Genomic DNA, 16,992 nt, shown 5'->3' with positions numbered 1-16,992 from the left:
AAATGATGCGCTCCGGACAATAACGCCCTTCGGCCCCATTCGGGCCGTGGAGCGTGCATTGAGCAGAATCGAGCAAAATCCCCATCACTTGAAATGGCTGGTCGCGATCGCGAGCAGCCTCTTACTGTCCGCCTGCGCATTACAGCCGGCTTATAAGGCCCCACACATGGCCACGGCGACCGGCTGGCAGGCCGAACGGCCGCACGATGGAAACGTGGAGAACCTGGTCGATTGGTGGGGACGCTTTGACGATCCGGCAGTGGCCGAACTGATCCGTACGGCCGAGATCAACAGCCCCACACTCGCCAAGGCTGTGGCCCGAATCAGCGAGGCTCGCGCCACGGTGACATCCACACGCGCCGATGCTTGGCCGACATTGACCGACGATGGATCGGTCACGCGCGCAAAATCTGCCATCACACTAGGCAAAACCAACGTAACGAGCCTGACAACGACGCGCAGCAACGCGCAGGATGCATCCTGGGAAATCGATCTGTTCGGCAAAGTGCGTTCGAGTCGCGAATCCGCACAAGCGCAACTGGAAGCCCGCGTCGACGACTGGCATGACGCACGTGTTTCGCTGGCCGCCGAGGTTGCCGACGACTACGTGCAGTACCGCGCTTGCAGCCAACTTATTCTCGCGTATCAACAGGCGGCGACGTCTTACGCACAAACGGAAAAAACCACGCGTGCCTCCGCTGCTGCCGGCATGACGGCAGCTTCCGACGCTTACCTGGCAGACGCCAACACAGCCAGCGCCAACGCAACGGTGACACAGCAAAACGTCACCTGCGAAGAACTGGTCAAGTCGCTGGTGGCGCTCACGGGTGCAGACGAACCGACGTTACGCACTATCATCGACCGCCCTGGAGCACCTGATCTGCCTCAGCCAGCGGCGTTCCGTGTGGAGTCCGTTCCGGCCGATTTGCTGCGCCAGCGCCCCGATTTGGCGTCATCCGAACGTGCGCTGGCTGCGGCCTACGCCTCCATCGGGCAAGCGCGTGCAGACCGTTTCCCAAGCCTGTCGCTGTCGGGCTCGATGACAGTCTCGGCCACCAACCTGACTGCACCTCTCTCCAGTTGGTCGTTCGGCCCGAGCTTGTCGATACCACTGTTCGATGCGGGCAAGCGCAAGGCTGCGGTGAATTCGGCACAAGCCAGTTATGACGAACAGTTGGCCGTGTATCACAGCGCAGTCCTGACCGCAGTTAAAGAGGTCGAGGTGGCGCTGGTCGATCTCGATGGCGCTGCACGCCGCAGCGATGATGCGCGTCGTGCTGTCGAGCAATACCGTGGTTATGAAAACGCAACGGAAATCAATTGGCACGCAGGCTTTGACACCCTTCTGACATTGGAACAAGCGCGCCGCTCGTACACCAGCGCAAATATCACATATATCGAAGTGCAGCGAGATCACATCCGTAGCTGGATTTCGCTCTACAAGGCCCTGGGCGGTGGCTGGCAAACCAGCGATGCCGTGACATCGACTGCGCGCACCACACCCACCGCCTCGCAAGGAACCACACTGTGAAGTTGAGTCATCCCAAGACTGCATGGGCAGTCCTTGCCATCGTTGCCGGAGTCACCATCTGGCGACTGGCGCCTAGTTCGCCTGCCCACGCCGAGACACAAACACCACTTGCGGCACTAACCGTGAGTGTGGTCCAACCCGAGTATCTGAATTGGCCTGACACCATCGAGGCCGATGGCAACACCGCCGCGTGGCAAGAAGCGGTGATCGGCGCCGAGACCGGCAGCTTGCGCATTACCGATCTGTCCGCCGACGTAGGCAGCGAAGTCAAACGTGGTCAGTTGCTTGCGCACCTTGCAGATGACACGGCGACCGCAGACGTGCGCAAGCAGGAGGCTGCCGTTGCGCAGGCACGCGCCAATCTGCAGCAGGCCGAAGCTGACGTGAAACGCTCCCAACTGGTTGCTGACAGCGGCGCCGTATCGACGCAGAAGCTTGATGAGTACCGCATCACGGAAGCGGTCGACCGCGCTGCGCTGGCCTCGGCTGAAGCCGACCTGCGAAACAAGCGCATCGCCTTATCCCAAACGCGCATCGTCGCAGTCGACGACGGCATCATTTCGTCGCGCTCTGCATTGCTTGGGAACGTAGTGAGTGTCGGCACGGAACTGTTCCGGCTCATACGACAAGGGCGAATCGAATGGCAGGCAGAAGTCGATGCACAGCAGTTGTCGCGCATCCATGCCGGACAGCCTGCACGCGTCACGTTGCCCGGTGGAAAAGTGATCAACGGCACGGTGCGCTTGGTGTCTCCAACGCTGTCGACCAACACTGGCCGTGCCATCGTCTATGTCGCGCTGAACGGACATGACGCCCAACCCGGCATGTTTGCCAGTGGTTACATCGAACTGAGCGCAACGCCGGCATTGACGTTGCCGGAATCGGCACTGGTATCGCGCGACGGCCGCACCGATGTGTACATACTCAATAGCGACGGTACGACCGTGGCAAAGCGCACCGTCATGGCGGGACGTCACCACGACGGACGCTGCGAAATCCTCTCCGGACTCGAATTGTGGGCGCGCGTGGTGACCAGCGGCGGCGGCTTTCTGTCTGAAGGCTCGACGGTAAGGGTGTCGCAGCAAAAAGAGACTGCCAGCGTTACCGAAACACATGGCACGACGCAGGGGACGAGTCTGTGAACATCTCTTCCTGGTCGATCCGCAATCCCGTACCCGCGGTATTGTGCTTCATTCTGCTCACCATTTTCGGCCTGCTCGGCTTCCACAAGCTGCAGGTGCAGGATTTTCCGGATATGGATCTGCCGACCATCAGCATCTCCGCCTCGCTCGAAGGCGCCGCGCCGTCGCAGTTGGAAAACGAGGTAGCGCGAAAGATCGAGGACAAGCTCACCTCGCTATCGAAGCTGGATCACATCACCACCAAGATCACCGACGGAGCGGTGAACATCAGCGTCACTTTCAAGCTGGAAAAAGATCCGCAAGCCGCGCTTAGCGAAGTGCGTAATGCAGTGGACAGTGCACGTGCCGATCTGCCTGGCGAAATGGCTGCTCCCACGGTATCGAAAGTCGACACGGCCGGCTCTGCCCTGCTCACCTACAGCATCAGCTCTGCAACGATGGACGAGCAGGATCTATCCTGGTTCGTCGACAACGACCTGAGCAAGGCGCTGCTTTCCGTCAAAGGCGTTTCCAAGGTCGACCGCATCGGCGGCATCGACCGTGAAGTGCACATCGACCTGAATCCGGCCCTGATGTCGGGCCTTGGCTTGACCGCAGAAACCGTCTCGGACCAGCTAAAAGCCATGCAACGCGATCGTTCGGGCGGCCAAGGCGATATCGGCGGTCAGCGTCAATCGGCACGCACGTTGATCGGCGTGGGCTCCGCACGGGATGTGACCGCACTGACCATCACCACGGGCGACGGTCGGCGCGTGCGTCTCGACCAGATTGCCCGCGTTTTCGATGGCGCTGCAGATCGCACCACGTACGCCTATTTGAATGGCAAACAGGTCATCGGCGCGCAGATCACGCGCGCCAAGGGCACCTCGGATGTAACGGTGCTGCACGATATACGCGGTGTCATGGCAGTGTTCGCCGCAGCACATCCGCAAGTGCATATCGTCGAAGCAAGCAACACCGTCACGCCCGTCGAGGAAAACTACGAAGGCTCGATGAGCATGCTGATCGAGGGGGCGCTGCTCGCCATCGCGGTGGTGTGGTGGTTCTTGCGGGATGGCCGAGCCACGCTGGTTTCCGCAGCGGCACTCCCGCTGTCGATCATCCCGACATTCGGCTTCATGTACCTGGCCGGATATACGCTTAACACGGTGACGTTGCTGGCCCTTTCACTGGTAGTCGGCATTCTTGTCGACGACGCGATCGTCGAAATCGAAAACATCGAGCGCCATCTGCGGATGGGCAAAACGCCCTTCCAGGCGGCCATGGAAGCCGCCGACGAGATCGGCCTGGCCGTGATCGCCACGACCATGACGCTGGTGGCGGTGTTTCTGCCAACGGCATTCATGTCGGGTGTTCCCGGGTTGATTTTCCGGCAATTCGGGGTGACGGCGTCGGTGGCTGTGGTGATGTCGTTGCTTGTTGCGCGATTGCTCACGCCGATGATGGCCGCTTATCTGATGAAGGCAGTCAACCCTGTCGAGCATGACAGTCCACTGATGACGCGTTATCTGCGCTGGGTGCGCACGTGCCTTGGCAGGCGGGGCCGCACTATGGCAGTCGTCAGCGTGTTTCTGCTGCTTTCCTTCGCGATGATCGCTGCGTTGAAGACTGGCTTCATTCCACTGCAGGACAAATCGCAGACACAGGTCAAACTGGAACTGGCGCCAGGCAGCACGCTGGAATCGAGTCGCGCCACCGTATTGCAGGCCGAAACGCTAATCCGCCAATTGCCCGAAGTCGAGAGCGTCTTCGCCTCTATCGGCCGCTCCAATGACGACAACGACCCCGTCAATGGTGCGAGCAGCGCCGCCGATGCGCGCACGTCGACACTCATCGTCGATCTGGTTCCGCGTAGCAAGCGCAGTCTGAAGCAGCCGGCAGTGGAAGATGCGATTCGCGCGCAGTTGCGCGATCTGCCGGGCGTACGGGTATCGGTGAGCAATGGCGGCAATGGCGACAAGCTGCAACTCACACTGGGCGGCAATGATGCCGCGTCATTAGAAACGGTAGCGGCGGAATTGGAAAAGCAATTGCGAACACTACACGGCATCGGCAACGTAACGTCGAGTGCAGCGCTACAACGTCCCGAAGTGCAGTACCGGATAGATCCTGCACGGGCCGCTGCCCTGGGCGTAACAGGCCAAGCCACAGCGGATGCCGTGCGCATCGGCACCTATGGCGATTACTCCACCTCGCTGCCCAAGCTGAATCTTCCCGAGCGGCAGATTGCCCTGCGTGTCCGTCTCGATCCGGCGTTGCGGCAGGATCTGGATGCCATCGGGCAACTGCGCGTGGCTGGCAACCATGGCAGCGTAACGCTGGCCTCCGTCGGCACGCTCTCCATCGGCAGCGGTCCATCGCAGATCGACCGGATAGATCGGGATCGCAACGTTACGTTGTCTGTTGAACTCAACGGACGCACACTCGGCGAAGTCAACAGTGAAGCGCAACAATTGCCGGCGCTGCAACATCTTCCTGCCGGTGTTCACCAGGTTGATCAAGGCGAAGTGCAGCACATGGGCGAGCTGTTCCAGAGCTTCGGCCTGGCCATGGCGATCGGCATCTTCTGCGTGTACGCCGTGCTTGTGCTGCTGTTTTCAGACTTCCTGCAACCGGTCACCATCTTGTGTGCACTGCCGATGTCGATCGGTGGCGCAGTGTTTTCGCTGCTGATAACTCGCATGAGCTTTTCCATGCCGGCGTTGATTGGCTTGCTCATGCTGATGGGCATCGTGACCAAAAATTCGATCCTGCTGGTCGAATACGCCGTGATCGCGCGGCACGAACGCGGCATGAGCCGCATGGGCGCACTGATGGACGCCTGCCACAAACGAGCACGCCCCATCTTGATGACGACCATCGCCATGGGCGCAGGCATGCTGCCCAATGCGCTCGGCCTGGGCGCGGAACCCAGTTTCCGCCAACCGATGGCCATCGTTGTGATTGGCGGCTTGATCGCCTCCACGTTGCTTAGCCTGATCGTGATTCCAGTGACGTTTACTTACGTAGACGATCTTGAACAGTGGCTGCGTCGTCGCTTCAAGCGCGCTCCAACGACAGAAGATGCCGACCTGGATACAGCGACGTCATGAAAACGCTCTCTTATCTGATGGCGGTTCGATCGTGCAGCATAGCTCTCCACCAGGAAAGTGGTGCACACGAGGCAGCGCGTTGAGCACCAACGTCGACGCCTCGACTTCTTGCCAGCCCGGATTGCACGCAAAATTGCCACAAGCCGTGGATGTCCTGGTCGTCGGCTTGGGGGCGTTGGGTGCAACGATCGCCAATCTATTGGCACGTTACGGTGTACATGTGATGGCGATCGACAAAGCCATCGACAGCCCGACGATGCACGGCGCCATCGCACTAAACAACGATGCATTGCGCATCCTGCAAATGATAGGTATCACCGAGCGCGACTTTGACGCAACCGCCATGCCACATGTACGCATGCGGCGGCCCGCATTCGGCAAGTTCAGTATGGTGAATAACCTCCATGGACATCCAAAGTTCGTCTCCGTGCACCAGCACGATCTTGAGCACTGTCTGCGCCAGCAGTTGGAACGTGATGACTGCGCAGATATGGTGGTGGGCGCAACGCTCACTGACTTCGCCTCAAAGCAAGACTGCATTATCGCTACGCTGGATCTAGGCCACGGGCGAAGGTATTCGGTCGAGACCCGTTATCTCATCAGTGCAGACGGCGCCCACTCACTCGTACGTAAACTCATCGAGCAAAACTCCAAAGCGAGAATCTTTGCCCAGGATGGAAACCACGAAGACATGGAATCGACGGCATCCAGACGCGTGTTTCTGGCGGGCGATGCCGCCTACACCGCGCCGCCATGGTTGGATCAAGACCTCGCAACGGGGTTACACGATGCGGCCAATCTATGCTGGAAGCTGGCGTGGGTCATCTACGATCATGCCGATGCGCAAATTCTCGACACGTACGACGAAGAACGACGCCCACACATGAATGCGATGATGGGCTTTGGAAATTTCATAAGAAAGTGTGTGACACCTCGCCATCGCGGCCCCGGCCTCATCATGCATGGACTGTTGCGTCTACTGCGATGCGTGTCACCTTGGCCGACTTATCTACAGGAGTTGGGCATCAACCCCAGGAACATCTTTCGGCGAGGACTTTTCGTAAAGCAGAACAAGGGCGAAAAGTTGGCGCACGGCTCCCCTCTTCCACAAACCCGGGTGAGAGGAAGCGATGGCACGACACGCCTTAGCGATGACGTATTGGGCCGCGGCTTTGCGCTAATAGGATTTGGCGTGGATGTCAGTAGTTTTCTGGATGCTTCGATCGCTGCCGCTTTCGCCGCAGCAGGCGGCTCCATTGTTCAGATCATTCATCGCGGACAGCGCTTGCATGTCGAAGCGCATGGTGCCTGGGAGGATCTGGATAGCGCGTTTCTGCCGCGCCTTGTTTCCGTCGGCTGGGCGGCTGTCATACGACCCGACAAAATCATCATTCACGACGGCCCGGCTACTGACGCCAATCGTCTGATACGCGAAAGCCTGACATTGCTAGGCTTACCTATCAATTTCCTGAAATTTTCACTGTGGGGATGACGGTTCCGCAACAGACTGCTGACGGATCACCCGTGTGACCTTTTGCGATGATCTCCGTAATCGCGCCCTCTTTCACAAGATTGTCGCTAAGCCATCCCTAAAAATGACGTAACCGACTGATTTTATTTGCTCCAAACTGGCGTAATAGATTTGAAGGAATGAGGAGAGTGTCATCGACTCGCTAACGCCATCATGCGCGCCTATCGTGTCATTACGGGTAGCGCAAAGCAGCGCTATCGTGCCTTCCATTTCGCCCCTGCTATTCGTTCAACGCAACCGTTAATTCAAGCGTTAGGCCGCACATAATCCGCGTTTCGATCCGTCTGCACTGGAGCAACCATGAAACGAGTCACTGGCATCGGTGGAATCTTCTTCAAATCCAAGGACCCGAAAGCCCTTGGTGCTTGGTACAAAACGCATCTCGGGGTGGACGTCCAGGAATGGGGTGGCGCCGCGTTTCGATGGAAGGGGCCTGACAACCCCGAAGGTGTTGGCACGACCGCTTGGAGTCCGTTCGCTGCGGACACCAGCTACTTCGCTCCGAGTACGGCTCCCTTCATGATCAACTATCGTGTCGAGGATCTTCATGCCTTGCTGGCGACGCTACGAGCCGAAGGTGTGCAGGTCGAAGACAAGGTGGATGAATCGGAGTTCGGCAAGTTCGGCTGGATCGTTGACCCCGATGGGAACAAGGTCGAGCTCTGGCAACCTCCTGCTGGTCAGTGATTGACAGCTCAGCCACGACCGCTAGCTCACAAAGCTCTTATGCCAAGCACAGGCCATACATGCCTGTGTTTGGCCGCCTACTTTTAAATCAAGTCAGAACGCTACGCTCAGGCTCAACCGCACGGCATGATCTTTGTCGCGGCTGGCAAACTGACCGTGATAACCGAAGTCCATCACAGCACGCGAACTGAGCTGCAGGTCGAGTCCTGCATCGACGACCATGGCATTACGCGCGATTGGCAGACCATCCACTGTGAAGGACGAACCTCCTGCGGCGAACTGTGCCTGGATCGCCGGCATCGTGACACCCCATGCACGCCGCCAACCCAGATCGGCATAGGCATGCGCGATACCCTTGTGATCGAGTCCGGCATGGATACGCGCGCCCAAAGTGGCTGTGGTTACGCCTGTGTTTTCACCAGCAATGTCCAGTGCCGCCGTGGAATATCTTTCGTGGATGGCGTCGGTGTGCAATTGCATGCGTGCGACATTGAGATAAGGCTCCAGTGCGGTTTGGCCAAACAAAAACTGATATGCGCCTTCGACATAGCCGTGTGTCAAGCCTGCGTCGTAGCGTGCGCCAGTCGTCGCCATGCCGGTCAATCCGGTTGTGCGCGTGCTGTCGATCCGTTGCCATCCATAAGCCAAACCGGCACGCAGCTGCCATGCGCTCCATTGCGTGGCGCCATAGACGCCTGCATGTGTGGCATGCACCGTGGCACTGTCGTCGCGTGTCACCATCCGCAAGGATTGCTCGCCGCTACCGGCAAAAACGCCAAGCCTGGATTGATTGTCCGCAACGATATCGGCGCCCACCAGCACGCCGCCGCCATTCGCATTCATTTGCGATGCATTGCCGTCGCTGTCGATTTGTCTTGCATGCCCCCATACGGACGTCCACGCCGTAACGTCGCCACGTGTCGCGGATCGACCATCACCGCCTGCACCATCCTGTCCAAGCAGATGACGATTGACCGCGTCTCTTACGTAGTAGCTGTCGTCCATCAAGGCGGTGCGTGTGCTGGCGTGCAGCTCACCGCTCAGCGCGTCGTAACTGGCACGGGCCTGCGCGGCATTCATGCCCAGCACCGTGTCGTAAATCGCCTGACCGTAACCCAGGCTGTCGATGCCGCCGGCCACGGCGCGCTGGTTGCGTGTTGTTGCCACGTTCGTCAGCGCGATGTCGTTGCGCTGCAGGGTGAGATCCACCGCATTGGCGGTGTAGCTCAACACCGGCGTGAGGAAAGCGAGATTGCTGCTGACGCCATCGAATCGACCGCTGACGCCTTGGCTGGCAGTGAGCACGGTGTACTCGGTACGCGTAGCGACGAAACCGGGCTGGGCAAGCACGGTGACATTGCCGCCAAGCAGATTCGCCTTGCCGCCCACCACGATCTGGTCGCTGCTGCCGTTGGGTAGCGCTTCGAGCTGGTAGATGGAGCCTTTCTGGAACACTACATCGCCCGTTACGTGCAAGGTGCCGATGGAGTTTCCGGGCGCTATGGTGCCGGCGAGATTCAGGCCGCCGATGGTGCCGATGCCTTGCAAGGTCGCACCTGCATTCACCGTGACCAGACCACCCAGCGATGCATCGGCGTGGCTATCGTCGCCAACCACCAGCGTGCCGGCATTTACCGAAGTGGCGCCACTGAAGGTGGTATTGGCATTGTCGATCACCCATGTGCCGCCGCCCTGCAGGGCGATCTGGCCGTTGCCGGAAAGCGTGCCGTTGAATACGCCGCGATCGTTCTGATTGAACACCAGCGCAGCATTGTCGACGATGCTGCCCTGCAGACTGTGTGTATCGCCTTGCAACGTGCCCGCACTGATCGTGGTGCCGCCGCTGTAGGTGTTGGCGCCGGTGAGAGTCAGAGTGCCTGTACCGGTCTTGTTCAATGCGCCGTTGCCTGCGATGACGCCCGAGACGGTGAGATCGGCATGGGTTTGCAACGTGCCATTACCAGCAAGCGTGATCGCTCTGCCCGTGCTGAAAGCCGCGGTATTTTCCAGCGTACCGCCATTAACGCTGAGGCCGCCGGAAGCGTTGCCGAGGTTGGCATCACTCGATACGACCAACGTGCCGCCATTGATGGCGGTACCGCCGCTATAGGTATTGATGCCACCCAGCACCAAGGTGCCGGCATCGGTCTTGGTCAATCCAGCATTGCCCGCCAGCACGCTGTCGATGGTGGCGGTCATGCCGGCGCTCGCACTGGAACCATCGCCAACACGAATCACCGCCGCCGTACCCGTCAGCGTCAACGTGCCGCCACTGAGCACGTAGCCATTCGTTGCGAACTGCATGCCGCTCGCCTGCACTGCGCCGGCACTATCGTCCACCGTCACCGTGCCCGGCGTGCCGCCGAAGATTGCAAAACCCGGCTGCGGCTGCATGGTTGTATTCGGCACACCGCCGCTGGCATCAGTCCATTGCGGCGCGGTGGCCGACCAGGTACCGCTGCCGCCGCCCATCTGTGTACTGGAAGCCTGTCCGTTGGCATTCCAGAAATTCAGCGTAAGGCCGGTGGTATCGATCAGATTGATCTGCTTCTGCGTCGTCAGGGTTTGCAATTGCAAAATCTGGCCGGCCGGTGTGGTACCCAGCGTCAGGCCACCGTTCGTTTCGCTCAACGTGCCGCCATAGGTGAATACGTTGTACAGCCCCGCTCCCATGCCGCCGACATCGTTGACGTTGAGCGTGGCGCCGTTGAGCGAAAGATTGCCGCCAACATGCACGCTGTCGCCAGTACCCACCGTCTGGAAGTTCGCACCCGGTGAACCGAAGTCGTAATTCAGCACACTGCCTTGTGCCAGGTTGAGGTCGCCATTGATGGTAAGTGTGCCGATGGAATGGCCTGGAGCCAGATACCCGCCACTCAACACATTCACGCTACCGCCGATGGTGCCGTGACCACGCAATATCGCACCGCTATCTACCGTTACGTCACCACCAAGGGTTGCGCCATTGCCGCTCACGCTGCCGACGACCAGCATGCCGCTTGCCACCGTCGTACTGCCAGCGAAGGCGCTGCTATTGCCGTCGAGAATCAACGATCCGCTGCCGCTGTAGTTCAACGAACCGCTGCCGCCGATCAAGCCCGAAAACTCGCTCGTGCTGTTATCCGTGACCTGGAGTGCGGTGCCGTTGAGCTGAAGCGTGCCCGCACCATTGAGCGATGCAATCTGTTGCGCAGTGTTGGCGAGATCCACTTCGCCGCCGCTGGCGATGTTCAGTGCTCCCGTACCAAGGCTGCCCGTGCTCGTCACTGCAATCGTGCCGCTATTCACCACGGTGGCGCCGGTGTAAGTATTGGTCTGACTCAAGGTCAAAGTGCCCGTGCCTTCCTGAACTAGCCCACCGCTGCCACTGATCGAAAGCGACGGCGCCACCTGATCGTTGTGGTTCCAAATCAGCGTACCGTTGTTCGTCAAACCAAACGGCCCGACCATGATGCTGTCGGATACGCCGCCGTTGCCGATCTGAAAGGTCGCACCGCTGTTTATCGTCATGCCGATGATGTTGCTGGCCGTGCCCGTGTCGAGCAACGTGCCATTGCCGCTTATCGTCAGCAGCCCTTCGCCATAGAAACCTTGTTGCAAGTTGAGCGTTGCGCCCTGGGCAACGGAAACGGTGCCCGACCCGTTGATGCCCAGCTGCGCTCCGATCGCCGTACTGTCGGTGACGTCGAGTTCACCGTTGAGCATGAGCGTGGAGCCGCTCGCCGCATTGATTGCACCGTTTACCTGCAGCACCGCGTTGTGCGACACGCTCAGCTCGGTGCTGCCATTTACATTGAGATTGCCGACTGCCACGTTGACGGACGTGCTGCCATCGCCGATCTCGACGATACCGTTATCGGCAGTGAGGGTTCCGACCGATTGCGTGCTGCCTGCGCCATTGAGCACCACCAGCCCGTTCACGCTTGCTGGATCGGCATTCAGCACCAATGCTCCTGCACCGGAAACATTGCCGGTAAGCGTGACTGCATTGTTGGTGAAATTCGTCGGATCACCGCCGTCAGCGTTGAGCGTGCCACCGTTGCTGCCGACCACGATATTGCCGGTGTAAGTCGCCGCACTGCTGTTGGTGAAGTTGAGCGTGCCGCCGTTGAACGTGACGGATGGACCCAGTTCGGCACCGTTGGTCGATGACACCGACAACACGCCTGAATTGAGCGTCCAGCCTGTTCCGCTGCTATTGGTGCCTGTCACCGTCCAGGTGGCCGCGCCGGACTCTTGCAACGTGCTGAACCCGATGTATTGAGTGCCGCTGAGACTTCCTGAAGCGGCCGAAACGACTTGGGTGACGTTGAAGCTGCTGTTGGTACTGCCGCCCAACGCAAGCGTGTCGCCACCGGCACTAACCGCATTGCCGTTCAAGGTCGAACCCGCTTCCAACAACAAGGTGTTACCGCCGCCGGTGAAATTCACCGCAGCAGCTTGCGCGCCGGTTCCGTTATTGCCAAATCCACCCGAAATGGTGCCGGCGTTGATGACGGTTGAATTGCCCGATGCAACGACACCCGCACCGCCCACTCCTGCTGTGCCAGCAGCGCCGCTACCAGGATTGCCACTACTGCCTCCATTGCCGCCGGTGATGGTGCCGGTATTCACCACAGTTATTGCTGATCCCGAAACGCCGGCGCCACCCGTACCGCCATTACCGGCTATGCCTCCACCGACTGGGCCTCCTGCCGTACCGCCCGTGCCGCCGTTACCGCCGGTGATACTGCCCTGGTTGGTCAACGTGAACCCAGAACCGCCGACGCCATCACCGCCGTTGCCACCTTGCCCACCGACGCCGCCGACTCCACCCACCCCGCCGGCGCCACCGCTCGAACCGCCGCTGCCACCATTGCCACCCGTGGCGCTGGCACCGGATTGCACGGTGAGGTTGAACGCGCTGCCTACCAGTCCATCACCACCCGTGCCGCCGCTACCACCCGACGCTGTCGAGTTGCCGCTGTTGGCGTTTCCACCTGCACCACCTGCGCCACCGACGTATGCATTGGTGATAGAGATGGGTGAGGACGCCGCGCCGAGATACCAACCGGCATAACCACCACCACCGCCGCCACCACCGCCGCCGCCCGCGCCACCGGTACCGCCCGCACCGCCGGCGGACCAACCTTGGGAAGCAGCGCCACCCGCACCGCCTGCATAAAGGTTGAAAGGAGTGTATGAGCCGCCGCCGCCGCCACCACCGCTGCCGGCAGTACCTTGGCTGCCGCCGTTGTACTGATCCCCGCCGGCAGCACCCGCTGCGGGCGAAGTCCCGCTTTCTGCCGCTGCGCTACCGCCGGAACCACCGATACCCCAGTCGCCCGGGGGCGAATTGCGCGCAGTACCCGTCGAACCTGCACCGCCGGAAGCACCGACAATGGTTTGTGCCATTGCATGCATCGGCGTAGTCACAGCGAACATGCCAAGCAATGCCACTGCACACGCTTGTGCTAAACGTCGACGTGGACCAGCACTTGCCACAACATCTGCGTGAACAATCGTGCCTTGCGGTGCGTGCGCCAACTCGGAAGCTACCTGCCACACGCGCAGCACGCGGTTCCAGACAAGCCGGTAGGTATGATTCATGTGTGTTTTCCCCTGTGATACGAACTTGAATCGTGTGTTTGTGTGGGTGGTGCGGTTGCGTTCGATGGGCGGAAAATTTCTTAATCAGGCATACATAGATCGATGGTGTGCATGACGACGCGCCGCGATGACTCTCTGCTTCGCGTGATCGATCGAATGATGTTGATCACAGAAATCACGTGTTGCTTCTCGCTACGATGCAACCCAGTTAATAAGACGCTGACGTCACCCCGCTTTACGTTTCGACCGGGATTCGACGCTCCTACCGACGCGACAGAAACCGCAGTCAACACGACACCTTCCCGATCCGCTTCCGGTCAGGTTTGCGCATTCCGCATGGGCTTATCGCGATGGGTGCTATCGCGCACCGAAAAACGTAATGGTTCGGCGCGAAGCTTGTCGGCTGACGTATCTAACGTCGATCCCCGAGCTCGGGGGGCTCGCTATTTAGCTCGCTGCCGTGATAAGCGGGACGACCAATTTCAAGGTGACCCCTGTACCCGATTCGGCATCAAGTGTCCACGCGCCGCTGAGGCGATGCGCGCGGGCACTCAAGCTGCTGAGACCAGCACCACTGGCGGCAGCACGAGCGACGGCCGGGTCGAAGCCGCGGCCGTTGTCTTTCACTGTAACGTGCAAGTTTGCTTCGGCCGCCCGCATGGTCACATCCACGCATGTTGCGCCGCTGTGCTTCATTACGTTGGTAAGCGCTTCTTGCAGAAAGCGCAACAAGTCCAGTTGCTGGGCAGCGCTCAGATGCAAACCCTCCAGCGATTCGAGCTGCCATCGCGCTTCGATATCGATCGCATCCAGGCGTCGCGTCCATCGATAGCGGAACGGCCCCAGCAATTCGGCAAGGTCTCGGCTGTGATCCTGCGCCGTGGTGTCGATGACCAGACGCAAGTCGTCACGCAACTCTTTCAATGTCTCGACGGTGGGTTTGACGTCCTGCTCTGATGTGGGATGCTCCAGAGCCGCAATGGCACTGACCAAGCTGCCTCCGAAACCATCGTGCAGATCGCGCACCAGATTCAGGCGCTCGCTCATGCGAGTGGTCGCCAACGCCAACGTATGCTCGCGCTCCAGACTGGTGGACAGTTCGGTCGTCGCGGCATCGACCTTGGTTTGCAACTCGACGTTGAAGCCATCCACGCGACGCATGGCCGCAGAAAACCGGTATGCCAAGACAAAACCCATGCCGACAAGGGTGAACGGCGCCGTCAATGCAAGCAGATAAATGCGGTCATGCACCCATTGATAAAACAGCAGGATGTCGTGCACCGATGCAACCATGGGAATGATCAGACACAGCGCCAACACACGCTGATCGGCTTTTCGGCTACGCCATGCGTGGATCATGAACGTCGGCAGCGCAATGTAATAAATCAGCGATGCGACAGCGATCCATGGCCCACGCGAAGGGCCAACCCAACCCGGTGCCACCAGTGCACAAGCAAACGCGAGCAAGGACAACGCAAATAGAACGCGCTCCAAGCGTGGCCAGCGTTGTTCGCAATAACGCAGCAGAAACACCACGAAGCTGCATACATAGGCCACGTAAACAGCGACGTTGAAAGCCTCGAAACCGTCAGTACCGGAAAATGGCCAGACGTCCGATGCAATGTAATTCCACTCAAACACTGCACCGATCAAGACGTTGAGCGCATACCAGCCGTAAGTGGCATCTTTGCGGCGGAACAGCCACATCATCAGGAACACGCCACCCAGCACAGCACTGATCGCAAAATCGAAAAAGCGAAGCTGGTAGCGCGCCAACCAACCTTTGCGGTACTCCGAATAAGCCACTTGCACATCGCCGTAACGAACGGCGCCCAAGCCTGGTTGATAAGCCGCCAGGCCCGAGACACGAATCAACACGATGTTGTCGCCAGATTGCAGCAACGGCTTGTCGAGCAAGAAATACTGCGGCGCTACCCAACTGCGTGAAAGCGGCTCAGTCAGGCTGGGATCTTGATGAACCAGGCTGCCGTTGACGTATACGGCATCGGCGAGGCACACATAGTCGAGCAACAAGCCAATCGGCTGGTTCGCATCGCGCACGTTCATGTGCAAGCGATACCAGACCACACCGTCGTGACCCGGCCAGCGTTTACTCCAATCATCGAGCAAACTCACTGGCATCCAGCCCTCAACGGGCGCTTCGTTGCCTTGCCAGCTTCCCCGTACTGCATCGGCCTGGGTCAGGGTAACCAGCGCGTCGCGATCGGTCGCACGGTGAGACGCGCATCCCGCCAAAAGCCACAACAAGGCGATGCCAACCAGGACACGCCACGTCACTTGAGCAAACCCAAGGAGTTCGCTTCGAATACAGCCGCCATGCGCGAGTTCACCGCCAGCTTGCGATAGATCTTTTTGGTGTGATCTTCGATGGTGAAACGCGAGAGCCCGGTCATGGCCGCGATTTCGGGGTTGCTGTAACCGCGCGCGACCAGGTGAAGAATCTCCAGTTCTCGTTCGGAAAGCTGTGGCGTGGACGTTTTGTCGGTCTCGACGGTGGGCTCGGGCACCGACACCTGCGCAAGAATTCGCCGCGCAATCACCGGATCGATCGGAGCACCGCCCCGCCGCAAGCTTTTTAGCGACAGGCTGAGCTCGATGTCTTCGCTTTCTTTGAGCAGATAGCCGGTCGCTCCGCTACGCAGCGCTGCCAGCACGGTGTCCTCATGCCCCCAGGTAGAGATCACTACCGAAACGGTATCGGGCGCATGCATGTGCAACCAGGCGATAACGTCCACCCCGTTGCCATCAGGCAAGCCCACGTCGACCAATGCCAACGCGAACCGCTCCTTCCCAGCCGCCGCCATCGCCGACGCAACGGAATCGGCCGTTGTAATAACGGCATCTGCACCAAGCAGCCCGACCAGCAACGCATGCAGGCGCCGCCGAGTGGCCGGATCGTCTTCGACGATGAGCGCCGGACTCAGCTCTATCGATGTCATGGACTACCCTGCCCCGATCCGTACGTCGTACCGACTGCGTATTATGCGTTAGGCAGTTGCCCTCTCCAACGCTGGCTTGCTTTGTAGAAGCCGGGCGGCTGCGCGACGTGGCCGCTATCAACAAAGCGCTAAGAATTCTATGGCGCCCCACGATTTTTCGTTTTCCTCACGAAAAGTCGAGGTTCACAGTGATTCTGTTTGAGAGCGTATCGTCATACCGGCGAAGGTCCGCTGCTGTCCGGGGAGATTTGCAGCGTGCCCCCTCCCTCCCGGACCTGATTAGCCTCTCGCCTCAGCTGAGCATGTCGTGGTGTTGGGGCATTGCCTGCGGCGCTTTCGGACCCTAAAGGGCCCGAGTCACTTTTCTTTGCGGGCCCAAAGAAAAGTAACGGCGGTCTCTAAACTCAAGTGCAACACCCTCTCCCAAAGGAACGTCATGGGTAAGCACTACAGCCACCTG

General features: G+C 59.6%; 8 protein-coding genes. 5 read left to right on the top strand and 3 right to left on the bottom strand.

The features are described 5' to 3' along the window. The first annotated feature begins 46 nt into the window (after positions 1-46). The 5 genes from QQJ86_RS02185 to QQJ86_RS02165 all read left to right on the top strand — a co-directional run bounded on the left by QQJ86_RS02185 (position 47) and on the right by QQJ86_RS02165 (position 7,983). Positions 47-1,531 carry an efflux transporter outer membrane subunit gene (locus tag QQJ86_RS02185; protein ID WP_284319265.1) on the top strand — a complete coding sequence of 495 codons (1,485 nt, stop codon included), beginning with the start codon at positions 47-49 and terminating at the stop codon, positions 1,529-1,531. Then, the gene (locus tag QQJ86_RS02180; RefSeq protein ID WP_284319264.1) at positions 1,528-2,673 is read left to right on the top strand and encodes an efflux RND transporter periplasmic adaptor subunit; all 1,146 of its coding nucleotides are present in this window, start codon (positions 1,528-1,530) and stop codon (positions 2,671-2,673) included. The genes QQJ86_RS02185 and QQJ86_RS02180 overlap by 4 nt, the downstream gene beginning before the upstream one ends. Then, the gene (locus QQJ86_RS02175) at positions 2,670-5,765 is read left to right on the top strand and encodes an efflux RND transporter permease subunit (RefSeq protein ID WP_284319263.1); all 3,096 of its coding nucleotides are present in this window, start codon (positions 2,670-2,672) and stop codon (positions 5,763-5,765) included. Before QQJ86_RS02180 ends, QQJ86_RS02175 begins: the two co-directional genes overlap by 4 nt. A 79-nt stretch (positions 5,766-5,844) precedes the next feature. Beyond that, positions 5,845-7,257, top strand: a complete 1,413-nt coding sequence (locus QQJ86_RS02170; RefSeq protein WP_284319262.1) for an FAD-dependent monooxygenase — start codon at positions 5,845-5,847, stop codon at positions 7,255-7,257. Positions 7,258-7,596: 339 nt separating this feature from the next. Beyond that, on the top strand, positions 7,597-7,983 hold the full coding sequence (locus QQJ86_RS02165; protein ID WP_284319261.1) for a VOC family protein: 387 nt from the start codon (positions 7,597-7,599) through the stop codon (positions 7,981-7,983). Between the two features lie 93 nt (positions 7,984-8,076). On the opposite strand, the gene QQJ86_RS02160 is transcribed toward QQJ86_RS02165, so the two are convergent. From QQJ86_RS02160 to QQJ86_RS02150, 3 genes are all read right to left on the bottom strand, one after another. After that, positions 8,077-13,572, bottom strand: a complete 5,496-nt coding sequence (locus QQJ86_RS02160) for an autotransporter-associated beta strand repeat-containing protein (RefSeq protein ID WP_284319260.1) — start codon at positions 13,570-13,572, stop codon at positions 8,077-8,079. A 447-nt stretch (positions 13,573-14,019) separates the two neighbouring features. Beyond that, the gene (locus QQJ86_RS02155; protein ID WP_284319259.1) at positions 14,020-15,870 is read right to left on the bottom strand and encodes a sensor histidine kinase; all 1,851 of its coding nucleotides are present in this window, start codon (positions 15,868-15,870) and stop codon (positions 14,020-14,022) included. Next, positions 15,867-16,532, bottom strand: coding sequence for a response regulator (locus QQJ86_RS02150; RefSeq protein WP_284319258.1), 666 nt, complete (start codon positions 16,530-16,532; stop codon positions 15,867-15,869). Before QQJ86_RS02150 ends, QQJ86_RS02155 begins: the two co-directional genes overlap by 4 nt. Positions 16,533-16,992: the final 460 nt, after the last annotated feature.

Source organism: Dyella acidisoli, from assembly GCF_030160295.1.
Taxonomy (GTDB): Bacteria; Pseudomonadota; Gammaproteobacteria; order Xanthomonadales; family Rhodanobacteraceae; genus Dyella_B; species Dyella_B acidisoli.
This window is presented reverse-complemented; position numbering and strand designations above follow the sequence as displayed.